Annotated in this window: 18 protein-coding genes and 1 CRISPR repeat array; of the genes, 15 read left to right on the forward strand and 3 right to left on the reverse strand. The window is 42.4% G+C overall.

The features are described 5' to 3' along the window. The first annotated feature begins 23 nt into the window (after nt 1-23). The 12 genes from cas1 (at nt 24) to E5Z56_RS09885 (ending at nt 17815) form a co-directional block, all read left to right on the forward strand. The gene (gene cas1, locus E5Z56_RS09830) at nt 24-899 is read left to right on the forward strand and encodes a type II CRISPR-associated endonuclease Cas1 (RefSeq protein ID WP_138157629.1); all 876 of its coding nucleotides are present in this window, start codon (nt 24-26) and stop codon (nt 897-899) included. Next, nucleotides 889-1209 (forward strand): CRISPR-associated endonuclease Cas2, encoded by a 321-nt coding sequence (gene cas2, locus E5Z56_RS09835; RefSeq protein ID WP_232842433.1) that lies wholly within the window; start codon nt 889-891, stop codon nt 1207-1209. The genes cas1 and cas2 overlap by 11 nt, the downstream gene beginning before the upstream one ends. Beyond that, nucleotides 1206-1877 (forward strand): type II-A CRISPR-associated protein Csn2, encoded by a 672-nt coding sequence (gene csn2 / locus E5Z56_RS09840; RefSeq protein WP_138157630.1) that lies wholly within the window; start codon nt 1206-1208, stop codon nt 1875-1877. Before cas2 ends, csn2 begins: the two co-directional genes overlap by 4 nt. Before the next feature lie 76 nt (nt 1878-1953). After that, a CRISPR array of direct repeats spans nt 1954-4686; the repeat unit is 36 nt; unit sequence GTTTGAGAGTAGTGTAATTTCATAAGGTATTAAAAC. Between the two features lie 86 nt (nt 4687-4772). Then, a complete protein-coding gene (locus E5Z56_RS11945; RefSeq protein WP_232842434.1) occupies nt 4773-5108 on the forward strand; it encodes an imidazolonepropionase in 336 nt (111 codons plus the stop codon). Beyond that, complete coding sequence (locus E5Z56_RS09850) at nt 5105-5959, forward strand: IS3 family transposase (protein WP_138157631.1); 855 nt, start codon at nt 5105-5107, stop codon at nt 5957-5959. Before E5Z56_RS11945 ends, E5Z56_RS09850 begins: the two co-directional genes overlap by 4 nt. Nucleotides 5960-6377: 418 nt before the next feature. Next, a complete protein-coding gene (locus E5Z56_RS09855) occupies nt 6378-7190 on the forward strand; it encodes an SGNH/GDSL hydrolase family protein (RefSeq protein ID WP_175405451.1) in 813 nt (270 codons plus the stop codon). 75 nt (nt 7191-7265) lie between these two features. Next, on the forward strand, nt 7266-8084 hold the full coding sequence (locus E5Z56_RS09860) for a class B sortase (RefSeq protein ID WP_175405452.1): 819 nt from the start codon (nt 7266-7268) through the stop codon (nt 8082-8084). A 201-nt stretch (nt 8085-8285) separates the two neighbouring features. Further along, nucleotides 8286-9002, forward strand: a complete 717-nt coding sequence (lepB, locus tag E5Z56_RS09865) for a signal peptidase I (RefSeq protein WP_175405453.1) — start codon at nt 8286-8288, stop codon at nt 9000-9002. A gap of 123 nt (nt 9003-9125) precedes the next feature. Further along, nucleotides 9126-10325, forward strand: coding sequence for a DUF7601 domain-containing protein (locus tag E5Z56_RS09870; protein WP_138157635.1), 1200 nt, complete (start codon nt 9126-9128; stop codon nt 10323-10325). Nucleotides 10326-10512: 187 nt separating this feature from the next. After that, nucleotides 10513-11217, forward strand: a complete 705-nt coding sequence (gene srtB / locus E5Z56_RS09875; RefSeq protein ID WP_138157636.1) for a class B sortase — start codon at nt 10513-10515, stop codon at nt 11215-11217. Nucleotides 11218-11254: 37 nt separating this feature from the next. After that, nucleotides 11255-11875, forward strand: coding sequence for a Spy0128 family protein (locus E5Z56_RS09880; protein ID WP_138157637.1), 621 nt, complete (start codon nt 11255-11257; stop codon nt 11873-11875). A 96-nt stretch (nt 11876-11971) separates the two neighbouring features. Then, a complete protein-coding gene (locus tag E5Z56_RS09885) occupies nt 11972-17815 on the forward strand; it encodes a DUF7601 domain-containing protein (protein WP_138157638.1) in 5844 nt (1947 codons plus the stop codon). 104 nt (nt 17816-17919) lie between these two features. Here E5Z56_RS09885 and E5Z56_RS09890 read toward each other — a convergent pair whose 3' ends face one another. The 3 genes from E5Z56_RS09890 to E5Z56_RS09900 all read right to left on the reverse strand — a co-directional run bounded on the left by E5Z56_RS09890 (nt 17920) and on the right by E5Z56_RS09900 (nt 23028). Further along, nucleotides 17920-18393: a phosphatase PAP2 family protein gene (locus tag E5Z56_RS09890; protein WP_138157639.1), complete on the reverse strand. Its 474-nt coding sequence runs from the start codon at nt 18391-18393 to the stop codon at nt 17920-17922. 808 nt (nt 18394-19201) lie between these two features. After that, complete coding sequence (locus E5Z56_RS09895) at nt 19202-20038, reverse strand: hypothetical protein (protein WP_138157640.1); 837 nt, start codon at nt 20036-20038, stop codon at nt 19202-19204. Further along, nucleotides 20038-23028 (reverse strand): hypothetical protein, encoded by a 2991-nt coding sequence (locus tag E5Z56_RS09900; RefSeq protein ID WP_138157641.1) that lies wholly within the window; start codon nt 23026-23028, stop codon nt 20038-20040. Before E5Z56_RS09900 ends, E5Z56_RS09895 begins: the two co-directional genes overlap by 1 nt. Before the next feature lie 134 nt (nt 23029-23162). Here E5Z56_RS09900 and E5Z56_RS09905 point away from each other — a divergent pair, with 134 nt between their 5' ends. From E5Z56_RS09905 to E5Z56_RS09915, 3 genes are read left to right on the forward strand one after another with little or no spacing between them, the layout of a single operon-like run. Beyond that, nucleotides 23163-23408, forward strand: a complete 246-nt coding sequence (locus E5Z56_RS09905) for a cysteine-rich VLP domain-containing protein (protein ID WP_232842435.1) — start codon at nt 23163-23165, stop codon at nt 23406-23408. Beyond that, nucleotides 23405-24337 carry a ParM/StbA family protein gene (locus E5Z56_RS09910; RefSeq protein WP_138157642.1) on the forward strand — a complete coding sequence of 311 codons (933 nt, stop codon included), beginning with the start codon at nt 23405-23407 and terminating at the stop codon, nt 24335-24337. The genes E5Z56_RS09905 and E5Z56_RS09910 overlap by 4 nt, the downstream gene beginning before the upstream one ends. Continuing rightward, nucleotides 24318-24638: a hypothetical protein gene (locus E5Z56_RS09915; RefSeq protein WP_138157643.1), complete on the forward strand. Its 321-nt coding sequence runs from the start codon at nt 24318-24320 to the stop codon at nt 24636-24638. Before E5Z56_RS09910 ends, E5Z56_RS09915 begins: the two co-directional genes overlap by 20 nt. Nucleotides 24639-24747 lie beyond the last annotated feature (109 nt).

Genomic DNA, 24747 nt, shown 5'->3' on the forward strand with positions numbered 1-24747 from the left:
ATTTATTATTTAGGAGAGTAACTATGAGCTGGAGAACAGTTGTAATAACAAAAACATGTAAACTGGATTATTCTATGGGTTATCTGGTTGTTCGTGATGTTGAAAAAACTGCAAAGATACATATTAGCGAAATTAGTATGTTAATTGTTGAGAGTACATCTGTGGCAGTAACTGTTGCTCTCCTAAACGAATTAACCAAGAAAAGTGTCAAAGTTATTTTTTGTGATGAAAAGCATAGTCCATCATTTGAATTAACCCCATATTATGATAGTTGTAAGTCTAGCCTGAAACTGAAACAACAGATTGATTGGGATGACCACATCAAACAATATATATGGACAAATATTGTCGCAGAAAAAATCAGTAATCAAGCAAAAGTATTAAAGCAATTTCAGTTGACTCAATATACTCAATTATTGCAATATATTGATGAAATTGAGTTTAATGATGCTACTAATAGAGAAGGCCATTCTGCCAAAGTATATTTTAATGCTTTATTCGGTAAGAGCTTTTCAAGAAAAAATGATTGTCCCATTAATGCTATGCTAAATTATGGATACAGTATTATACTTTCTGCTTTTAACAGAGAAGTTGTGTCAAATGGTTACATAACACAACTGGGATTATTTCATGATAATATGTTTAATCAGTACAATTTAAGTTGTGATTTAATGGAACCATTCCGACCTTTTGTTGATTCTATCGTTAAGGAATGTAATCCGAAAAAATTTGATAAAGAAGAAAAAGTACAGATATACACTTTACTTAACAAAGAGTTGATAATAGATGACCGAAAACAAACTTTTCTTAATGCGATAAAAATATATTGTAAAAGTGTTTTTACAGCAATAGAAGAACAGAATTCATCTTTAATAAGGTTTCCAAAAAATGAGTTATAGATTTATGAGAGTTTTAGTAATGTTTGATTTACCAACAGAAACAGCTGAAAATAGAAGAAATTATACTAAGTTTAGAAAGTATTTAATTAAAAGTGGTTTTATGATGATGCAGCAGTCTGTTTATGTGAGATTGGCATTAAATCAGACAAATGCAAAAGGAATGATCGATAGTGTAAAAAAGAACAAGCCTCCGGAAGGTCTTGTTCAAATTATTACTATTACCGAAAAACAGTATTCAAAGATGGAAATTATTTCCGGTGAGTATTCAAATGATACAGTAGATACTGATGAAAGGTTGTTAATGCTATGAGAATGTTATATAAGTTAATGACAGATCCTGTGAAATTTGAAAATAGTAATATTAAACTGTTGGTTATTGAAAATAAAATTCAGTTTAGAAATACTATTCTAAGTTTACAGAATAGTGATGAAGAGGGCTTATTTGTGTTTTCAAAGGATTATAAACCACTAGATTTTTCTAAGTCAGTTAGATTTATAGATAATGCACTATCTTTTAATTTAGCTGATAAAAAGCTTATGAGTAAAATTAATAGTGATTTAGAATTTATTTGTAATTCAAAGTATTTTGATGAATTATCAATGATTAAAGAATTATGTACAAAGCTTTGTTATAATCTTTGTGAAGAAAAAGAATTTGATTTTACGTTTAATGATGAAATAGAAACAAGTGCTTTTATAAAACTGTTTTCTTTCTCTCCTAATAATGATTCTTCAGGTGTATTGGAAAAACTTTTATTGTATATTAATTTAGTAAATAAGTATCTAGGTATTAAGTGTTTTATAACACAAAATCTCTATATTTATTTTAGTTATGATGAGATTTTATCATTTTATAACACACTTATTGCTCACGATATTTATTTAGTAGATATAGAAAATATATTTCCAAATCAAATTACTTCTCTAGAAGAAGTAATAATAATTGATAAAGATTTATGTGAGATGATTGACAAATAATATAAAAATGTAATAAAATTAAGTAAAATATCTTATGAATTTACCATGCACATGTAGTGGATGCATTCTATTTGAGGTTTGAGAGTAGTGTAATTTCATAAGGTATTAAAACTTTATACAAGAAATTACAAGAAATGAGGTTGGTTTGAGAGTAGTGTAATTTCATAAGGTATTAAAACCTATTAGCTCTGGTTTAGACTCCGTTAAAGTTTGAGAGTAGTGTAATTTCATAAGGTATTAAAACAATCTCTTGCAAACTTATTCAAAAAGGAGGGTTTGAGAGTAGTGTAATTTCATAAGGTATTAAAACTAAGAATTCAGCTGAAACATTTGTTGTATTGTTTGAGAGTAGTGTAATTTCATAAGGTATTAAAACCTATAACGCAGTTATGAAAGTATTGGAGGGTTTGAGAGTAGTGTAATTTCATAAGGTATTAAAACAAGTGTTTAACTTGTTGTTTAACAGTTAGTGTTTGAGAGTAGTGTAATTTCATAAGGTATTAAAACGACTTGTCTTTATTCATCATCAAAAATATAGTTTGAGAGTAGTGTAATTTCATAAGGTATTAAAACACCTGACAAGACCAAATGTGGAAACCCTTGGTTTGAGAGTAGTGTAATTTCATAAGGTATTAAAACAAAAAGTTTGGTTATTTAACAATAACCAAGTTTGAGAGTAGTGTAATTTCATAAGGTATTAAAACGTAGTAATGTTTCTTTTAGGAAAACATATCGTTTGAGAGTAGTGTAATTTCATAAGGTATTAAAACGTCTTTTTCAATTTGTTTTCCTCCTTGTATGTTTGAGAGTAGTGTAATTTCATAAGGTATTAAAACATTAACGCTTATGCTGAAGCTATTGCAGCAGTTTGAGAGTAGTGTAATTTCATAAGGTATTAAAACTTTAGAAATAGTGGAGCAGTAATGCTTCGTGTTTGAGAGTAGTGTAATTTCATAAGGTATTAAAACTGAGGGTCAACCTCTCTTCCGTTGCTGTCAGTTTGAGAGTAGTGTAATTTCATAAGGTATTAAAACCAGGCAAGGCGGCAGCTTTATAGCCAATTTGTTTGAGAGTAGTGTAATTTCATAAGGTATTAAAACCTTTTCATCTCACCGCAGCCCTCACAGAAGGTTTGAGAGTAGTGTAATTTCATAAGGTATTAAAACAGTGTTGACTTTATATAATGACGGCAGTATGTTTGAGAGTAGTGTAATTTCATAAGGTATTAAAACTCGTCAAGTAAGACAGAGTCATTATCACTGTTTGAGAGTAGTGTAATTTCATAAGGTATTAAAACTGATAGCAACTTGAATCTATTGCTATTAGTGTTTGAGAGTAGTGTAATTTCATAAGGTATTAAAACTATTAGCGCTCATGTAGTGGCTGAAAAGCCGGTTTGAGAGTAGTGTAATTTCATAAGGTATTAAAACCTATACCTAAGAATGAAGGTGACTATCTAGTTTGAGAGTAGTGTAATTTCATAAGGTATTAAAACCGATAGCAGATAATAGTTTTGTGCCAGTGGTTTGAGAGTAGTGTAATTTCATAAGGTATTAAAACTCAGCCCAAAGTTTAAATGTATCGAGTAAAGTTTGAGAGTAGTGTAATTTCATAAGGTATTAAAACAGGAGTAAATAAAATGAGCAAATTTATTATGTTTGAGAGTAGTGTAATTTCATAAGGTATTAAAACATCTGGTGCAATCATCCCACCGACTGAGGCGTTTGAGAGTAGTGTAATTTCATAAGGTATTAAAACTTCTTAAGATCGATCATCAAGCTGATCTTTGTTTGAGAGTAGTGTAATTTCATAAGGTATTAAAACACAACAACCATTTAATTAAAATCAGGAGTGGTTTGAGAGTAGTGTAATTTCATAAGGTATTAAAACCAAGAAGTGTTCAGCAATTATGGACCTTAGTTTGAGAGTAGTGTAATTTCATAAGGTATTAAAACTTATGGTCTCGTGAGCTTGCTCACCTTTTAGTTTGAGAGTAGTGTAATTTCATAAGGTATTAAAACAACTTCAGATCTTCTTAAACCTGTAGAGCGTTTGAGAGTAGTGTAATTTCATAAGGTATTAAAACCCGTCTGTTGTTTCTTCGATAATCAAATAGTTTGAGAGTAGTGTAATTTCATAAGGTATTAAAACCCTACTAACAACAACTTGGACAGAAGGCAAGTTTGAGAGTAGTGTAATTTCATAAGGTATTAAAACCTTTACTTCTCTGATGTGTCCGCGCACATAGTTTGAGAGTAGTGTAATTTCATAAGGTATTAAAACGTGTATTACAAAAGCAAATTTATAGAACAGTTTGAGAGTAGTGTAATTTCATAAGGTATTAAAACTTGTAACTGCATTTTTATTCCTCCTTTTTGGTTTGAGAGTAGTGTAATTTCATAAGGTATTAAAACTGGACTTTGATACTTGTTGACAACACTGTTGTTTGAGAGTAGTGTAATTTCATAAGGTATTAAAACCAAGGTTTTTCTAATTCTTGAAGCTGTTGTGTTTGAGAGTAGTGTAATTTCATAAGGTATTAAAACAAGGTTGCCAAAGCCGACGGTGAAACCTTCGTTTGAGAGTAGTGTAATTTCATAAGGTATTAAAACTAGGAGTTACGGGGCTAGTGAGCCTAAGAGTTTGAGAGTAGTGTAATTTCATAAGGTATTAAAACATAAGAAAAGTTCGGATTTGGTGAGGTACTGTTTGAGAGTAGTGTAATTTCATAAGGTATTAAAACACACTTACAAAAATGGCAGAGGATAGAATGGTTTGAGAGTAGTGTAATTTCATAAGGTATTAAAACAGCAAAGATTTTGAACAAGTCCGTAAAAAATGGACAATGGAAAAAACACCCTCTTGATGTAGAATATACATCAGGAGGGATTTTTAATGCCAAGAAGTTACCGACACATAAGTAATTACGAAAATGAAATATTAGAATTAAAATCAAAAGGGTTTACTGTGATAGAAATAGGGGCAAAACTTGGTTTTACTCAAAAGCAAGTACATAACTTCATCACACGATACAATAAGAAACAACGAATGCTTGAAGCAGGAAAAGTAATTCACAAGAAGGGTAGACCGCCAAAAGATTATGAAGTCACAGAAGATATGAAAATCAATGAGTTAAAATATATCATAGCTCGTAAAGATTCAAAGATAAAACAATTAGAAATGGAAAATGAATTAATGAGGGATTTTCTCTCGCACACAGGAAGGAAGTGAAGCCATCAATAAAATATCAAGTAATCTTTAAGCACAAAGATAAGTATAGCATAAGTCAAATGTGCAAATTCTTTGGAGTATCAAGGAGTGGATATTATGCGTTTTTGAAAAGAATGGATATACCTGACAGAGATTTGCCGTTAGCTGAAAAGATAAGAGAATGTCAAGAGGAAAGTCATAATACTTATGGCTATCGCAGAGTACATATATGGCTTGAAAAGCAAGGTATATACTGCAATCCTAAAACTGTATTAAGGGTTATGCAAAAGTATAATCTACTATCTGTTGTCCGTAGAAAGAAGTTTAAGTATGTGTCTGAACACCTACACAAATATCCAAATCTACTAAACAGAGAGTTTAATGCAGATAGACCAAATCAAAAGTGGGTTACTGATATATCCTATATTCCAACTGCTCAAGGTAACTGTTATTTATCAATAATTAGAGATTTATATGATAACAGTATAGTATCTTACCGGTTATCAAGAAAAATGACTGTAAAACTCGTGCTAGATACAATCAAAGAGGCTGTGAAAAAAGAAAATATCACTGCAGAGTTGCAGCTCCACAGTGACCAAGGTTCGCAATATGTATCGCATGAATATCATTTGCTAACACAATCATACGGCATAACACCGTCAATGTCAAGGCGAGGTAATCCATATGACAATGCTTTAGCAGAAAATTTCTTTTCAATACTTAAAACAGAGTGTATCAATAGAGTGAAAATAGCTAATTATAAGGAAGCAAAACTCCTCATAAATGAATATATCAACTTTTACAACAACTATCGTATTCAAACAAAAACAAAACTGACTCCGTTAGAAAAACGAAATCAGTTTGTTGCTTAAAATTTAATTTTCTACATCAAGTAGGCTCTTTTTGTACTGTCTATACAATATGGGGCGGTTCAATTTAACTACTGGATGTTCATGTTTGAGAGTAGTGTAATTTCATAAGGTATAAAAACATATCCCTAATTTATAATTCTCTGTGTCTGTTTGAGAGTAGTGTAATTTCATGAAAAGAATAATTAGGGTTCGATTCCCCTCACCTCCACCAAACAAGTATTGGATGAACACCTACTTTTTCAGCGGCGGCTTCGCCGTCAGGTGTGTTCTCTGATACAACAACAGAACGCCGTTTCAGTGTAAAAACCGGAACGGCGTTTTTGCTGATTTTTTTGGTAATAGTAGAAAATCAGTTTAGAATATGATATAATTGATTTACTACCTATTATTTTATAACACAGCAGAAAGGAAAGTATTTTTGAAAAAGTACGTGTCTATTTTCGGCGATTCAATCAGCACACTATCCGGGTGGAATCCAAAGGATTATAACGTCTTTTACGAAGGCGAGAATTGCGAACGCTCCGGCGTCAAAGATTATTCCGATACTTGGTGGGGACAGTTGATCGAATATCTCGAAGCAAATTTATTGGTTAATGATTCTTGGTCAGGCAGTCGAGTAACAAAGCTACCGAATTATTATCGATTATTCCCATCAGGAATCAGCGACGAAAGGATCAATAATCTAAAAAAATTGCACAGAAATCCCGATATTATTGTTATTCAATTGGGAGTAAACGATTGGGGGTTCGGAGTCGATCTGTTATCTCAAAAGCCCAACGGAAATGAACGAAATAAATTTGTGTTCCGCGACGCATATAGCATGATGCTTGAAAAATTAAGATCAAAGTATCCGAAGGCGCAGATTTATTGTGTTACTCTGTTTTCGACATATACGCCAACGGAGCCGGTAATTCATTTTCCCAAGGTGCTGTACGGAAACAGTATCGAGTCCTATAACAAAGTAATAGGTGAAGTTGCGAGCGAATATCAATGCGAAGTAATAGATTTACATGCAGATAAAATCTCGATCCCGACAATTGACGGCTCGCATCCCAATAAAGATGGTATGACGATCCTGGCAAAGCTTATTGCCAGAGGAATATTGAGCGGAGATTGCTTACACTTGGATTGTCAAACCGATCACGAATATGTGCAAATCGGCGGGGATCCTCGCAAGAGAGTGTTGATGTGTTCACAATGCGGAAAAATAAGAGAAGAGGAATTATCCTGACGCGGTGAATCATTGACGAAAAGGGAAATCCGTTGTAGAATAAAGTGAAAAGACAGGAAAGGGGAGATGCCGCAGATGAAACGCAAAAAGTTAAAAACCCCGGTGATATATTATGTTTTCGCGGGCATACTGCTTTTGATACTCGCTTTTGCGGGTTATCAGGCGCTGAAAATATATCTTCCCCAGTCAGAGGAATCGAAGGGCTTTGAGTCGATCAAGGAAGAAGCCGGGATAAAAGATATCAGCGCGCAGGAGATCATCGGCAGCACGGAGCCGTCGCAGTCCGGCGAAACTGACAATAAAACGGAGAACGCCGCGGATAACACGCCCGTTTTAACCTTGACTCAGAAGAACAGCGACTTCGTCGGCTGGCTCAGCATCGAAGACACAGTGATAGATTATCCCGTTATGAAATCCGATGAGAGCGATCCCGAGTTCTATCTGCACCGTGATTTTGACAAGAACTATTCGTATTCGGGTACGCTGTTCATCGGCGAGGGCTGCGACGCCGATTCAGACGCCTTTGTGATCTACGGTCACAACATGAACTCCGGTTCTATGTTCGGCAGTCTCGACAGCTACAAAAGCGGCAGCTTTGCGCTGGAGCATAAGGATATCGTATTTCGGACGGTAAAAGAAAACCGTGTCTATCGCGTCTTTGCCGCGTTTCAGACAAAGCTGCTCCCCGAGGATTCAAAGGAATTTGCGTATTACCGGTCGGTGGGCGAGCTGAGCAAGGACGAATATGAAGGTGTACTTGAAAACGTCCGGAATATGTCGCTGATTTCTCTGAACGAAGCTCCAAAGTATCCGGAGCAGATCATGTTTTTGTCGACCTGCTACTACCATACCGACGAAGGAAGATTCGTAGTGGCCGCATACCGAATTGCATAATTTTTCATTCATCCTTTCAACCGTCGTACATTTTGTGCGGCGGTTCTTTATTTTGTATATATGTGTGAATAAATATTTATCCAACTGTCATTATTGCAAAACAGAAATATTTTGGAGAAAATAAACAAAAGGTCTTGAAATTATTGTTCTAAAACGCTATAATAGCTATAAGTATAAGTGTCAGAAACGGAGGGGTGCATATTGGAAGAAGAAAACGCACAGAAAAACACGTTGGATGAAGCGATATCCTCTGCGGATAATGATTCTCAACATACACAAGCGCACCCAGTGCCCCAACCTACAGACGCTGACTGTACGCAAAGGCCCAAGACAGAAGCGTCTGGTTTTTCGCCTGAAAAAAAGGAGAATACCGACCGCAAAAAGCCCGCCGGTAAACGACCAAAGGGCAAGCCGCGCAAGAAGAAAAAAACCACCAAGCAGCTTCTTATCGGATTGCTGATCAAGATAGCGGTGATCGCATTGGTCGTATGGGGAGTTTTCACCTTTGTCTTGGGGATCATGATCCACTACGGCAACAATATGCACCCTATGGTGCGCGACGGAGATCTTGTAATAACCCTTCGCCTGCAAAAGCCGTTTATCAACGCGGCGGTGATGTACCGGCACGACGGCAGAACGACCGTCGGCAGGGTTATCGCGATGGAGGGCAGTGTTGTTGATATATCTAAAAACGGCACCTTTACCGTCAACGGCAACGCCCCTTCCGAGGAAGTATTTTATCCGACCTATCCCGCGGACGGCTCAGATATAAAGTATCCGTACACCGTACCCGAGGGCAAGGTGTTTATCCTCAACGATTTTCGTGAGGACACAAACGACAGCCGCAGCTTCGGCGCAGTAGATACCGGCGATCTGCAGGGCACCCTGCTGCTCACCATGCGGCGCAGAGGCTTTTGATATGCCTCATAAACTTTACCGTTATCCTTTAGGATGACGATTTCCCGCCATACGCGGGAACACAAACAGTCAGCAATTCAATTGCATATAAAATCTTTTCAATATAACAAAGGAGGAAAAACAATGAAGAGATTTACAAAAATCATGGCGATCATCATGGCAACCGCGCTGATCATGGGCATTGCCGCAATCTCCGCTTCGGCGGCGAATTACACGCCGCAAGCAGGTGGAACTACCAGCTTCAACAAATATCTGATCGTTGACGAGGATGCTAAGGTTCCCGCTATTACATTCGAATACACTATTGCTCCGGGTACCGCGATAGAACCTACCGCTTCTACATTATCTGTATTTGCCGGCGTAGGCACTCCTGTTGTTGGTACTGCCGCTTATGCAGCGAATGATACAAAGTTAACAGCTGTAGCCCCCGGTGATCTTGTTACTCTGGACTCCGGCGAAAACTACGTAAAGAAGGTAGTCAACATCAATTTTGAAAGCGTTAGCTTCCCCGAGCCCGGTATCTATCGCTACATCTTAACTGAGAAAGAAATCAGTGGTGTTACAGGCATACAGTATGATACGCAGAAGTCTAAGGATGCTACCGCTAAGACTCGTATCCTTGATGTTTATGTAACAGATAAAGACGGCGCTTTGGCTGTATCTTCTTACGTTCTTCACGATACTGCTGCTGCTGTTTCTAAAAAGGTAGTTGAACACGATGGTGATCGGGTTACAGACAAGTCTGACGGCTTTGTAAATGAGTACAAGACATCTAATCTTGAATTTGGTAAGGAAGTAACCGGTAATCAGGGTTCAAAGGACAAGTACTTTGATTTTACGCTTACTATTGCCAACGCGCTTCCGAATACAGCCTATACTGTTGATATAACAGGCGCTGAAGCAACAAGCGTAGCAAACGCTGCTACTATTGCAGCTAATGCAGGACAGACAAATGCATCTACTATTACAACCGATGAAAACGGCGGTGCTACTGTACATTATTATCTGAAGGACGGTCAGTATATAAAGGTTAAAGGTCTGCCTCAGGCTGCAACTTACACTCTTACCGAGAAATATGAGGATTACACTCAAACCTCGGGCATAACTACCGATGTAAGCGGTAAAACTCAGGTTTACGCTGCTCCTGCTTCTACAGCGACAGCTATTGGTCCTAATGACGTCTATGTTGGTTTCACCAACACCAAAGACGGCGTTATCCCCACCGGCGTTCTGCTCACGATCGCTCCGTTCGCTATCGGTATCCTTCTGTTCGGCGCGCTGATCATATTCTTTATCGCAAAGCGCAGAAGAAACAATTATTGAAAGAATCATCGGCAAGATGATGATGAAGATCCGGAGGACAGCGAAGACGAATGATCTCCGGTAGATCGGCATTACCGCGCGGATCTTGCCGATCCAAAAATCCGGAAATAAAATCCTCCGCATAAGCGGAGGCAAGCTCCCGGGATGCTCCGGGAAAACATAGTACTATGAAGAAAGGAGAGATACGATGCTGCGAAAAACGATCAAAATTGTTGACAAAGGTATCGATCGTATTGTCCTCATTGTGTCTCTCCTCTTTTTTCTCATCTGCATTTACGCAATGATCGACGCTGTTATGGTTTACTACAACGCCAACGATCAAAGTGTTTTGAAGTATAAGCCCCACGGTAAAGAAGATGCCGCAATACTGCGCGAGTTGTCCGACGACGCCGTAGCGTGGCTGACCGTGGACAACACCAACATAGACTACCCTGTTATGCAGGGCGAAAACAATTCGGAATATCTTAACAAAGACCCTTACGGAGACTATTCTCTCTCGGGTAGTATCTTTCTTGACAGCCGTTGCGACGGCGAATTCAAGGACGAGTACTCCCTGCTGTACGGCCACCACATGGACTACGGCGCCATGTTCGGGGCGCTGGACGAGTTTATCAAGCCCGATTATTTTTCAACCCACCGAACGGGCACACTGATCACCGTAGGCGGGGAAGAGTACAAAATCAACTTTTTTGCCGCGGCAAAAGCTCCCGCGGATGAAGACATTATTTTTGACCCGACGAATACTGACAACGAAAAGCTGCTTGAATATATAAAGACGAACGCAGCTGTCTATGAAGAGCCGCAGGATAGAACGCATATTATCGCGCTGTCTACCTGCCAGTCCGCCGAAAACATCGAGCGTATGCTCGTGTTCGGCATCCTAAGCCACTGATTTGCAAATCTATAAAGCATAAGAAAGTGAGTTTATCTTGAAAAAAGCAATCATTTTTCTCTTGACAGGCGCTGTTATGCTTGTCACGCTGTGTCTGCTCCCGTTCACCGCTTTCGCGGCGGAAGCGGAATCCGTTTCGATCCCCGTAGAGATCGAGGGCGGCGGCACGGCGGAAATAATCTCTGAAGTCAACTGTCCGCTGCCGAAGGAATCCTCTCTGGAGGTTCAAGACGGCGCGACAGAAAATATAAATATAAGTTTTTCCGTACCGGGGGATTATGAGTATACTATCCAAGCCGAAGCAAAGGACGGCTTGTATTATTCACCTGAGTATTATACTGCAACTGTCGCAGTCAGAGCGGACAACAGCGGCAAGCTGACGTCGACGGTCATTCTGACTAAGGCAGGCAGCAATTACAAGCTGGACAGATGCAGGTTTGTAATTGCCGAAAAGCAGTCGGACGAATCCGAAGCAAATGCTGTGACGCAGCCTGCCGGTACGGCGCAGACTCCGAAGAATCCGCCTACCTCACGTCCCCAAACAGGCGATGACAGTATGCTGGATATCTATCTTTTGATCTGTATCGCGGCGGCGGGCGGACTGTTTATGCTGGCTGTTATCTACTCGGTTTCTACCGAGCGGCTTATCAAAAGATAGTAAATAAGAAAATCTACAGTTTATAATTTTTATTCTGAGGCTATGCCTGAGAATCATAAATCAGTTTTATATTTTAACCGAAAGGAGGGTTTGCATATGAATACGCTAAAGAAAATTTATTCTGCGGCAGTAGTATGTCTGCTTTCCTTTAAAAAACGAAAGAACTTGCAGCTTTTCCTATGCATCATATGCATTTTGTCGCTCCTGATTCCCGGCTTTTCTTTAACCGTAACGGCAGTAATCGGCAACGGTATGCTAAGCAACAAGAGCATTGAGATGAATCTAAACACAGAGGAAGCTGATTCAAAAGTAACCCTTAACGGTATGATGCCGCACAACGCCGTTGCTACCGTAACGGATGTTACAGAAGACTACGCGGACGAAGGCGGATTGTTTGATAAAACCTCGGTCATCGCCGCTTACGATATCACCATCACCCACGGCGGCACAGAGTATCAGCCCGGAGAAAAAACTCCGATATATGTTGAGATCGCACATCCTAAAATCAGCGGCGGTACCGAGACAAAGCTGCTGCATATAAAGGATGACGGCACCCGCGAGGAGATCGAGGACTTTGAGATTGAGGACGGAAAGCTCAGCTTCTACGCGACCGGCTTCAGTATCTATGAGATCGTTGAGATCTCCGGCGGCAGCGCTACAGATAAAGCACAGACAGTCGAAGAACTCACCTCAGAAAGAGCACAGAACTCCGGCTTTTATCTCTATTACGGATCACCGGAAAATTTCTTTACTGCCAATTTAAACGAAAATGATGCTTTGGAAGAAACGACTGATATATCCAAAGCCGCGATATGGTTCTTTGAGGAGTCCGGTGGTTTTCTCAAGCTTTATACCTATGTAGACAACCAAAAGAAGTATCTGCGTAATAAAAGCGGAAATCTCGTGGAATTGACCACCAACGCCAATGCAGCAGATCTGCTTGATATCAGCGAAGTCAACAGCAGTACCCCGTCATTCAATATCAAGCTGAAAAATCAGAAAAAGTGGCTCCAGCACTCGGGAAGCGGTTCAGGTATTCGTTACTGGACAGATAATAATAACACAACAAATTCAAGAATCTTTATTGAATACACTATCCCTGTGACGGATCAGAGCGTAGTGAACCAGCTTGACGGCAAATCCTACGGTATTTTCCACTATGCGGAGGGATCTACTGTCGGCAACGCGTTTATGGCTGAGGGTGATACCCATTCGCTGGTAAAGATGGTTTTGACTGCGGGTAATAAAAACCGTATCCTTTATGTCGATGAGAATAACGAGATCGATCAGTGGACGTTCGAGTATAACGAGGAAAAAGGCGGGTTTATGCTGTCGACCGGCGGCAAATATCTCAGCGCCGACGGGAACGATATCGTGATCGTGGAATCACCCGATGACGCAAGCGTGTTCACGATAGATGCCGGCAGACAAAACACCGTGCGTCTCAGAACCGGTAATCATTACCTGACCTATGAGCCGAGAACCGAACAAAACGGCGGAGGCTTCTTCAAGTTCACGACCAACCCCTCCAATGCCTTTGCGTGGCTGAATCTTCTTGACCGCGCTTCGCTCGATGATCAAGAATATATCACCTTCTCGGCGGATCGCGTCAGTGTATCCGATGTTCCCGACGGCACTAAGGTAATCGTTTACGTGCGTATCTGGAACGAATCCGAGCTTCGCTATGATATGTATGCAATCGACCGTGACGGATCGCTGTATCCGTGCTTTGCTTCGGGCGGTAAAATAATGTGGCTCGGCGACGCGTCGGAATCGCTTGAATGGGAGTTTACCGAGTATCTTGACCCGGTCACCAAGCAGCCGAACTATTATTACGAACTGTACAATCCGTACTCTGAAAAATACCTCGCGCCGCAGTTGACGGGTCATCAGGTTCTGTCCGAGACCCCGATCGGTATCAATTTGCCCGGCAGAAGAGACGGCAGCTTCTACAGCAACGCTATCGCGTGGGATAACACCAGATATGCATATATCGGTTTGCGACCCAACGCTGACAAAACAGCGCTTGAACCGTGCGCTGAGTCAGTGGCGCTGCCGATATACTTCGCGACCCGTGAAGAATTGAACCTCAGCGACAGGCTTCATGAGGTGCCGACGCTCGACAATAACCAGTTCGGCATCAAGATGAAGATGGTCGATATTGCGAAGGATTCGAACCACACCAATCCTTCGCAGGGTTCTTCCGTAACTTGGGATTACCTTGGCGGTGAATATGGTCTGAACAACCTGAGAACAGGTCTGCTTAGTTCAAATCTGAATGAAAACGGCTATCCTACCGCAACCAAATCAAATAAAGACTTCGGCGAGGTCTTTGCGAATGCGATCCCGGTCAACCACTTGTTCCTGCAAAGTGTTCATGAATCGAGCGGTTACTTTGAATTCGACAGTACCCAGAACTTTGCGACTCTAAAGCGTGAGGACGAAAACGGAAATATCGTTTTCAATACAAAAGAAAACGGAGAGACAGACTTTACCCTGTATCACGAGCTGGGTACGCATACTCAGAGTTTAAACGCTTATTCGCTAAAGCACGGTCAGTTCTTCCCTTATGATACTATCAAGCCCGGCGTATATCCGCCTGAAGGCAGCCATACACAGAATCTGTATTCATCGCTTACATCGCCCAGAGACGGTACGATGGGAGAGCTGCCTGAGACCGATCCCAGAAAATACGAACAGCTTCATCTCATCCAGACTCAAGACCCCAGCGGAAAAGCAAACTACTACTTCGGTATGGAGATGGAGGCGGCGTTCGTACAGACACCGTCCGGACTGGATGCTTGGGGACATGACATCATCTTTGAGTTCACCGGTGACGATGACTTCTGGCTGTATGTTGACGGTCAGCTGGTTCTTGACCTCGGCGGCGTTCACTCCGCCCAGATGGGTACAATCAACTTCCGTACCGGCGACGTTTACTTTGATAAAAACGGAACCAGCGTTCACAGTAAAAATATGGCGCATACCACTCTGCGACAGATCTTCTACGATAATTACAAGAGTAAGTATCCCACTGCCACCGATGAAGAGGTCAACGAGTATCTGTCCGAATACTTCGACGGCAACATCTTCAAGGATTATTCCACCCACACTATGAAGATGTTCTATATGGAGCGCGGCGCTAACGCTTCTAACCTGTATATGCGCTTCAATATCGCGTCTGTTACGCCCGGACATGTTGTCGTTTCCAAAAGCGTCAGCGGTGAGGGCACGGATGCGCTCGACTCAGACTTCCTCGAGTATCCGTTCCAGATTTACTACACTCTTCCCGAAGGACCCAACGGTGAACCAGGTGAGGAACACCTTTTGGGCAACAACGACGAATATGTCGCTGTAACCTACCAAAACTCCAACCAGCCTGTAAACTTTGTCCGAAAATACCGACCACCGGGCTTTAGCGAAGATCAGGCGTATGATAATATTTACTTTATAAATCCATCAAAGAACGCGGAGATCGCCTTCCCTGATAAAACGATCACCTACAGGATCGTGGAATGTGCCGTTAATTCTACTGTTTACGGCAATGTTACGATCAACGGGGAAAATGTCCCTGATGACAGAATTGAGATCAGGGGCGATCTGAAAAGCTACTCATCCGAATCCGGCAGCGCTCAGGTTCGACCGAATATATCCTTTGATAACCATGTTAATGATAATGTTATCAAGGATCTCTTGGTTACGAAAAAGCTGTTAGATGAGGATAATCAGGAGGTCACGGACGATCCTGCTACTTTTAACTTCAGACTGTCTATATCGTCAGTTAAGGTTTCGCCGGATCAGATCCCGCTCGCGAATATGTACAGCTACCTTGTGCTCTCTCCGGATAAGAAAATCTGTCGGTTTGACCCGGATACAGCATCATTTGCCGAAACATCGGTGGTATATACCCGAGCTCACTATAAAGCCATTCAAGACGGTCAAGTTCCCGGAGTCAGCACTGAAGACGTTACGTTCAAAACCTCGGGCTTCGGCTCGATCGCGGGTATCCCGGCGGGCTACACGATTTGCGTCCCGGGACTTCCGGTCGGCTCTGTCTTTAAGGTGACAGAGGATCCCAAAACAGGCTATGGTCTTATGGGATATGAACGTGTCATGGGTTCCAAGACTCACGAGGATGGTACGGTAGAGCCGATCGCGTCCTATATGGTGGATGCAGGCAATCCCGAGAATATCGGCACGGTCATTGCGGATGAGAATCCTCAAATGGAAGTACACAACCGCAAGGGCTACGGCATTTCGGCTAAGAAGTCTTGGAGCGACCTAAGCATAACTACCGGTCATTCCGAAATCTATACGGCGGTATATGTGGACGGAACGCTGCTTGAAGGTTCCGTTAAACAGATCAAATCACCCTCGACCACAGCCAATTATTTCTGGACAAGGCTGCAGCCTAATTTAAACGGCACCGAACGAACATCTCTGGCCGGCTATGTGGTCAAGGAGGTCACCATCAGCAATCAGAATCCCACGGTGCTCGATGACGGCACAGTGACCGACTCCGGTACTGTAAAGCCGATTTCGTCAGGCGGCAGAGTCAATGTCGTCGCGTCGCGTATCGATGATGTTACACCTGAAGGCGAGGATAAAGACAGGGCGTATGATTATATCGTCACCTATGGTCAGAAAGAAATTTCTGAAACCTCTCGTGAGGACACCATTACCAATACGCGTGAGGGCGGTATCGCGATCCGGCTGTTCAGGTGGAATTCCGATACGCCGCTTCCAAACGGACAGTTCAAATTGGTCGACAGCTCCGGCAACACGGTTGGCAACTATTACTCCGATGAGAATGGCTTGGTCACCATTTTGTATGACTTTGAAAAGAATAAAACATACACGCTGACCGAAACCGCAGCGCCGAGAGGTTATGTCGGACTGCAAAAGAATCTGTGCTTTAAGGTCAACAACGACGGCACCGTTTCGCTGTTCTATGAGGATGGTACCAAGTGGGGAACCAAGGGCAGCGTTGACCTGAAATGGGCGAACGGTAAACTCGGCGACAACGGCTTGAGCGCTTATGTTGATGTTTACAATAAGCAGTTCAACTTCAAGGTTGTCAAGATGGACAGTGAAAAAACCGGCATTGTGTTGGATAACGCTCACTTCGCTCTTTATAAACAGACTAACACCGCTATCGGCGGATATGAAAAGAACCGCGATCCTCTGACGGGCTTTGAAGATATGGTCACATCAAACGGCGAGCTGTATATCTGCGGCGGTAACAGCGGCAGAACACTTAATCCCGGAAGCAGAGGCTCAGTCTACTTCCTGACAGAAACACAAGCTCCGCTGAACTATACAAAGCTTGATGAAGATATTGTATTCCGAATATCGGCTATAGGAGTTCCGTCACTTATCAGCGACTCGTATAACGGTCAGCTGGTCGAGACCGAGGACAGCTACATCTATACGCTGAGCGTACCGAACGAAAAAGAAGCACCCGGCTATAAACTCCTGACGATACGAAAAACCGTGAACGGCAACGCGGGAGATCCCAACCGTGACTTCACGTTTACGCTTACCGTTGATTCGGCTGAGCCGACAGACGGATATGAGTGGATGAAGAACAGCGTCACACAGAGTACGGAGCTTCATTCCGGCGATACATTCACTATGAAGCACGATGATGAAGTGATTATCGCGGTACCGCCTGACGTCGACTTGACCGTGACCGAACAGAACCAGGAGTATTCCGCTTCCTTTACGCTCAATGACGGTCAGCCGCGAAGGACGAACAGGATGACCTTCTCCATAACGGATGACGCTACGCTCGAGGTCACCAACACGCTGGGTATGGTAGTTCCGACAGGCGTGATGAACTATATTATCATACCGACGTTGAGCTTGATAATCATCTTTTCTATTACAGCTGCAGTTGTTCTATGGAAGGTAAAGCTCTGCCCGCATAAAAAAGAGTAAGTGCGCTTTTGGATTGAATTTAAGAATCAGATAAAAAAGCATAACCACCTGTTTCAGGTGGTTATGCTTTTTCTGCCAATCGAATCGTGTAGCAGGTGTTCGTTTTATTTTACTTCCCGAAAAAACGACAGCAGCGTGATACTTATCAGGATCCCGCCGAGTATGTCCGTGAACCAATGAACTCCCGCAATAAGCCTGCCGATAACGGTAAATGCGATTATGGCAAGGCACATTACCCTGATCGCCGTACACAGCTTTTTATTCCTTATATATTTGCCGAGCAGCATCGCGGCGCTTCCCATTATTATGCAAACGAGCATCGTGTGCGACGACGGAAAAGAAGCCTCGGGGTGGGTGCTGCCGGGCATAATGATCGGGCGGTAGTTGATTATTACTTTTTCAAATAACACATATAGCCCGATAACGATGATATAAAGACCGCCCAAAGCGAGGATCTCACGGTCTACCTTAAGCAGGCTTTTTCTTTTTATCAACTGTACAAGTCCGGCGACCGTGAAAACTAACGCCGTCAGAATCGCGGCTATTCCGAGCCAATCTGTTATATCATACCAGAGCATATTTATACTAATTTCAAATAAAACCCTTTAACATCTGTTGCGGAGAATTCCGTATAACTTTGTTGTCGGACTTGACAGGCGCCAGCCTGCCTGCGTCCTCCGCCGCGTTCTACGAAATTCTCCGCTAACACCTTATTTAAGCTTTTTATTTGAAATTAGTATTACTCCGAATAGTTTAAATACAAAACCGTTGAGGTGCGACAGCCCGATATTCGTTGCCTCGGCTCCGATCGGAGCGACGTCGACGCAGCGCACTAAAACGATCAGTATTATGGACAGCGAACCGCATACTGCCGCCGGGAACAAGCATCTGTGTTTCATGTGTATCATCCTTTCAAAATGAATTTACTTAATTCTAAATCAAGTATGATGATACCTCAAGAAACGCTTGCTCACATGGCTGATACGCTCCGTGTCATTTGCTTTTCAGCAGCAAAAAGCCTTTTGTTATGAGCACGCAAAGATAAAATACTCCGGCGTATAGCTGCCTTGTCACGACAAATAATACTGTTCCGATAACGGACAATGCGATACCCGTAATGATCCTGTGTTTGTTCCATACAGGCTTGTCGAAGTTGCTTATTATAACGCCGCAAAAGCCGTTCAGCACAGTGAGCCCCGTGATTATAATAAAAACGATTTTCAACCAATCGCTTGTATCTGTTAATGAAAACATAGATACAGCAGTGTCGCCGCCGTTTCCGAACAAGGGCAGGAACATCAATAAAACGATAAGGCTGTCCAGTATGCCGCAAACACTTTCCGTTATCCGACAGCGGGGCTTTTCTGTTATATTCAGTTTTTGATCTCAATTAGTGATTACTTTGTATCGGCATATCCCGTAACTCATACTTGACCGTTCAATGATGTTTTCGGGGAGCAGCTTCAGCCACTTTCGTCCAAAGGATGTTGTGCCGAAGTAAGCGTCAAAGTTGGTAACCGGCAAGACAACCCACTCGGAATCATCCTGCTTGTTAATATAGTAGTATTTTACCAATGTCGGCAACACAGTATCGGGGACACCTTTCGGCGTAGCAGCAGCCAACATATCCATTGTTTCTTTCGGTAAGTCATAATTTTTGTTTTGTAATGCACCTTGCTCCATCGCATCGGCGAGAATATCATCAAAGCGAATACTCCATGCCGCTTTGGTGTTGACCGAAAACAGCGGCACCTGATACTGCATCAGCTTCTTACGCCATTCGGTATCAAAACCTTTCTTGAGCGCTTCGCAATTCTTGAAGGAGGCTTTAGTTACCTTATCGGGATTCTTCAATACAAACCTTATTACGTTATGAACGTGTGCATAAAACCAGCTTTTTCCGCTTTCGTCAACCAATTCGGGGAATTCTGTATGCAGCGATCTGTAATCTGTTTCACTTTGCCCATCCTTCTGCGGATGGGCGTTTTTTCTTTTCGGAATACTGCACCAAGCGCACAAGGCTTTACGGGCACGATCAATATCGACTGTATCGTCACGGAATAGATATCCTCGAGCGATGATAACGAACACACGGTATAATCCCGAAAAATCCATCAGCATTTCATAAGTGAATCTGCCGAGGTATGAGCTGTCATATTTGTTGTCCGCTTTGTATTTGATCTTGCCGGTATATGCGACAAATTCCTCTATCTCGTTAAGCATTATTCACGCCCCTTTACAACGTAGTCCTTTAAGTAATCGAATAAGGTGTGTATGGCAAACTGTCTTTTGCCAAGTGCAACAGCGCATTTCAGCGCATCGTCCCCATCTATTTTGTCTGTCAAATAATCCATAACGCATCGGTCGGCTAATTTGGTATAATCCTTACCCGGATTGCTTTTGTATGCTTTCATAATACTTTGCATCAACTCGCTGTCAGCGTTTCTGCTGACGGCGTTTTCTTTTTGTGCTTCGGCACGGTTTGTATCATCATAATCGCAGATCATGTCGCCGAGGATGCGATAGCCGTTGAAACGAAAATCAGAGAAAAACTCTGCGTAATCGTATTTGCCGATTGGCAAGATCTCCATCACGAAATCGACCCTGTCACCATAATTCATCAGATGCCATTGCTTTTCAATTAGATCACGCCTGATTTGAGCGATCTTTTCTGCATCAAGAGTACTGAAAACGCCGTAAAGTTCATCGGAGGTGTATTCATTCTCCTGTCCTCTCGCAAAGAGTATCCGCTCAATATCGCTTTTGCGCTGTTGTTCCTTCTGCGGCAGACGATTGATTTGAATACGCCGCAAGGCTTCTTCATAATCGGCTATCACACTTCTCATAAACTCCATATGAAGCGGATTCAACTTTTTCTGCCAGCTTTTCCTGCGTGCGAATTTGAACAATTCTTCATCTTTCGCCGGTTTGGATTTCAGCTTCGGTGTATGCAGCTCCAACATCCGCGCAAAATACGGCAGTTTCTCAACATTAGAGCTAATACTGTCCCAATCAATCGAGGCAAAGTATTTATCCAACTTTTGCTTCAAGGTGGGTTCATACCATTGTCGGCTGTCAGCACTGTTTACAATATTCTTGTATTTTAGGAAGGTACTGCGGCTGACAATCTTCTTATTCAGATATTCGGATAGATCAGGTTTTACACCGCTTTTTGCAGAGTCGATCTCCAAACCGGTCAATATCTCCAGCGATTCCGTGTCCTCGCGCAACTTTTGTTGCTCATCGGCGGCGGTATTCTCGTTATATGCCGCAATGCTGCGGTCAAAGGCGGCGTTGCATATTTGTCCGACCTTATTGTTAAAGGTATCGCGTACCGCTTCAAATCGGGCGTGCCAGTCATCAGCATCGCGCACGATCGGAGGTGCAAACGGTATTTTCAGTAATGGCAAACCTTCCGAAAAGCTGTCAAAAACGGTAGGGTTATGATAATTCCTCGCCACACAGTCATTCATCAGCGGATCGGCGATCGTTTTTATCATATCGCCGTCAAAGTCAGCGCCGCCAAGACGTTCCGGTATCAGCGTTTCTGAATCCACCATAATCACATAGTTAAGATGAGATAAATACTTATCTCGGTAGTATCCGATCTCTTCGGGCGCTTTTGCTATGGCTTCCTCGTTTCTTGCAATATGAGGATTGCGGAGAAGAACATATTTATCATTCTCTTTGTACTGAGTGCAGGGAGCATAGAACTCACCCGGTCTCAGGCGCTCTCTTTCTAAGTCTATCACAGCGGAAGTATGATCTCTGTTTGCCGATTTCACCATATATTCAATCAACTTGATCAAGTCGCCGGATAAATATCGGTTATCTCCGACGATTGACAGCGTACCGAGAGCATAGTTTTTTAATATCTTTTCTGCCTGTATATCAAGCTGCTTTGTAAAGAACGGCTCATTGACAAACAAGGGGTTCTTCTTCAATATCTCAACCCATTTAGGATTATGAACCATGCAGTAATAGAGTCGATAATCCTTATCGGCAACCATATCGTAATACCGTTCTTCCATCGTTTTGGTGATCCATTGACGTACATCGGTGGAAGGCTTTTTATCCCAGCCAAGCGGCAGATCGGCAGGGCGAAACTCTTCGGCATTGATAGATGCTGTCACCAAAAACTGATAATTCATTTCCGTGTACTTGTCGGATTCGGGTTGGCTGACACCCGAAATATATATGGCGTGGTCATATTGCTTACAGCGGTTAAGATATTCCGACCAAGTCAACCCGTTCTCTGTCATCCAGCCAAAGCCCTTGAACATACTTTTGGTGAGGATAATATCGACTTCGTTGACCGGATGGATCTCTCCCCATATGTCCTTTATCTCATATACTCCTAACTCTGAAAGAAAGCTTTTAAAATCTACCTCGTGCAATACGCCTTTGATATACGGCATACGAATTTGGAAAGACGTATGCTCTTTCTTTTTGCAGTACAGATAATCTATTTGTTTTCCGTATTCGGCAGAGATCAAACCCTCGCCGTCAAACTCAAGAACGTCAATATCCGTTATCTTCTCTATGCGGTTATATTCGCGCACGGCGTTATCCGAGCCATCGTCCTCAACCGTAATAACAGGAACACTGTGAACGGTCGATATTGGGTTGTCGATCACAACGATCCGCTTACTATCCCAAATAGCCGTATCATTAACACGAAAACCATCCGTCAGCATTAAGCCGTTGTACGCGTAGAGCTTGGACAGCTGACATTTACCGATCATCATATCAAGCATGATTCGTTTACGGACAGGATCATAGAAGTCGGAGCGGATAAAGGACAGCCTTGCGTTACGACTCATACTCGCCGAACGTTCAAAGGCAACATAATCAAATTCACCGTGCCCCAAATCCAAGGTAATACCCTTCGGACGGAACATATCCTCTGCTTTCTTTTGCCAGTCAATATATTTCTTTTGTGTCGGTTTGCGGTCAAATATATGGGTGAAATCAATATAGACCAAGATATCTGACAGAATATTTACCTTGTCGGCATAAGAAAAAACGGTGCGATTCGCAACCCTTCGAATCTGGTGAAACAATGCACAATCCGACTGTGCTTCAGGCGCATTAGGAACGATACACTTTTTCGTCGCTTCTTCATCAAGATAGAAAGTGTAAACACCATTTATATTCTTAACAGCATTACGCATGATGGCGCGTGCGGATAATTCATAGATCCTGTATTTCATGAAGGACAACTCCTTTTAATGCCTATCATAACACAATTGGCACGATAAAACAATACCTTTTCATTTTATGAACACTGCTCCCACACTTTTTAGTAGACAGCAGTATATCTCAATTGAAAAGGAGGCGATGCCTTATGATTGTTCCCATTAAACCTGAGCAGATTGAGCAGGTGAACGCCCTCGTGCGTTCTGCCTGTGCCAACTGCCAAGACGGGTGCTGTCTGCTGTTGGATGACGGCGACAGCTACCCTTGCGTACAGCTGTTATCGATATCGGGAATTTATTGTAATTACTTTTATTATTCAGTTTTGCCCACCGATAAAATGCTGTACCGATCTGTCATCCAAAATATCAATTACAAGGAGAGAAAAACATTATGAAACAATTTAAAGAAAAATACATTATTGGAGTCGATCACGGCTACGGTAATATCAAGACCGCAAACCATTGCTTCAAGATCGGCATTACAGCCTATGACACTGAGCCGCTGTTTACAAAGGATATGCTCATCTACAACGGCAAGTATTATCTGATCGGCGAAGGGCACAAGGAGTTCCTGCGGGATAAGGTACAGGATAACGATTATTACTGCCTTACCCTTGTCGCTATTGCTATGGAATTGAGCGATGCCAATATCTATGAAGCCAACGTCATCATCGCCGCAGGACTTCCGTTAGCTTGGACGAGCGGTCAGAAAGAAGCGTTTGCAAAGTATCTGTCGCAGAATGAAGATGTCACATTTACTTTTCGGGATGTAGATTACAATATCCATATTTCCGATGTAAAGATCTTCCCGCAGGGGTATTCCGCTATCCTTCCGTACACGCCCCGTATGAAAGGGCTGAGCGTGATGGCGGATATCGGTAACGGCACCATGAACATGATGTTTCTGGAAAACGGCAGACCGAAAGCGGAAAGCAAGATGTATACCGAGAAGTTCGGCGTATATCAATGCACGCTTGCCGTCCGCGCAGCTTTCTCCAAGCTGACGCAGCGTGAGATCGATGACTTCATCATCGACACGGTGCTCAGAGAGGGCACGGCTGATATCTCCAAATCAGATCTGCAAATCATCACAGCCACCGCGCAGGAATATGTGGAGGGCATCTTCCGCCGACTGCGTGAGCATGGGTACGATGCCCAAACAATGAGACTGTATATCTGCGGTGGCGGCGGTTGCCTGGTCAAGCATTTCTATACCGGGAGCCTTGAGCGTGTCAGCTTCATTGACGATATCTGCGCTGCGGCAAAAGGTTATGAAGCTCTTGCAGAAATCAAGCTGAAAGCGGATGAGAGTCGTGCGAAATGAGTACAGGATCAATGTGCGATTCCGACCGGATCACCCCGATGAGAAAGAGGCTGCGGATTATCTCAGCACTCTCGGCAAATCGAGAAATCAATTCATTGTTGATGCGGTCATCAATCAAATCCGAAATCAGGATCACTCTCCGTCATTCTCCCTCAGCGATATCCGAAAGGTCGTCAGAGAAGAATTTCAGACGGCTGCAATCACGTTGCCGATTGCAACGGAAAATGAAGCAGAGCTGAGTAACGATATATCTGAGTTGGATCCGAAAGCGGTTCTGGATTCTTTATCGATGTTCGATTGAGCCAGAATGGCACAAGAATCTATGATGAACCGAGCAGATCGTGCCCAAATGGCACAAAAGAGATTATTCGTAAAAAGATACTCTATACAACAGTATAAGACACCGAAAA

The sequence above is a fragment of the Ruminococcus bovis genome, assembly GCF_005601135.1.
Classification (GTDB): Bacteria; Bacillota; Clostridia; order Oscillospirales; family Acutalibacteraceae; genus Ruminococcoides; species Ruminococcoides bovis.

Excerpts from the sequence above, each read along its gene's own strand:
- cas1 (WP_138157629.1), top strand. The coding sequence starts at position 24 with ATGAGCTGGAGAACAGTTGTAATAACAAAAACATGTAAACTGGATTAT.
- cas2 (WP_232842433.1), top strand. The coding sequence starts at position 889 with ATGAGTTATAGATTTATGAGAGTTTTAGTAATGTTTGATTTACCAACA.
- csn2 (WP_138157630.1), top strand. The coding sequence starts at position 1,206 with ATGAGAATGTTATATAAGTTAATGACAGATCCTGTGAAATTTGAAAAT.
- E5Z56_RS11945 (WP_232842434.1), top strand. The coding sequence starts at position 4,773 with ATGCCAAGAAGTTACCGACACATAAGTAATTACGAAAATGAAATATTA.
- E5Z56_RS09860 (WP_175405452.1), top strand. The coding sequence starts at position 7,266 with ATGAAACGCAAAAAGTTAAAAACCCCGGTGATATATTATGTTTTCGCG.
- E5Z56_RS09870 (WP_138157635.1), top strand. The coding sequence starts at position 9,126 with ATGAAGAGATTTACAAAAATCATGGCGATCATCATGGCAACCGCGCTG.
- srtB (WP_138157636.1), top strand. The coding sequence starts at position 10,513 with ATGCTGCGAAAAACGATCAAAATTGTTGACAAAGGTATCGATCGTATT.
- E5Z56_RS09885 (WP_138157638.1), top strand. The coding sequence starts at position 11,972 with ATGAATACGCTAAAGAAAATTTATTCTGCGGCAGTAGTATGTCTGCTT.
- E5Z56_RS09890 (WP_138157639.1), bottom strand. The coding sequence starts at position 18,393 with ATGCTCTGGTATGATATAACAGATTGGCTCGGAATAGCCGCGATTCTG.
- E5Z56_RS09895 (WP_138157640.1), bottom strand. The coding sequence starts at position 20,038 with ATGCTTAACGAGATAGAGGAATTTGTCGCATATACCGGCAAGATCAAA.
- E5Z56_RS09900 (WP_138157641.1), bottom strand. The coding sequence starts at position 23,028 with ATGAAATACAGGATCTATGAATTATCCGCACGCGCCATCATGCGTAAT.
- E5Z56_RS09905 (WP_232842435.1), top strand. The coding sequence starts at position 23,163 with ATGATTGTTCCCATTAAACCTGAGCAGATTGAGCAGGTGAACGCCCTC.
- E5Z56_RS09910 (WP_138157642.1), top strand. The coding sequence starts at position 23,405 with ATGAAACAATTTAAAGAAAAATACATTATTGGAGTCGATCACGGCTAC.
- E5Z56_RS09915 (WP_138157643.1), top strand. The coding sequence starts at position 24,318 with ATGAGAGTCGTGCGAAATGAGTACAGGATCAATGTGCGATTCCGACCG.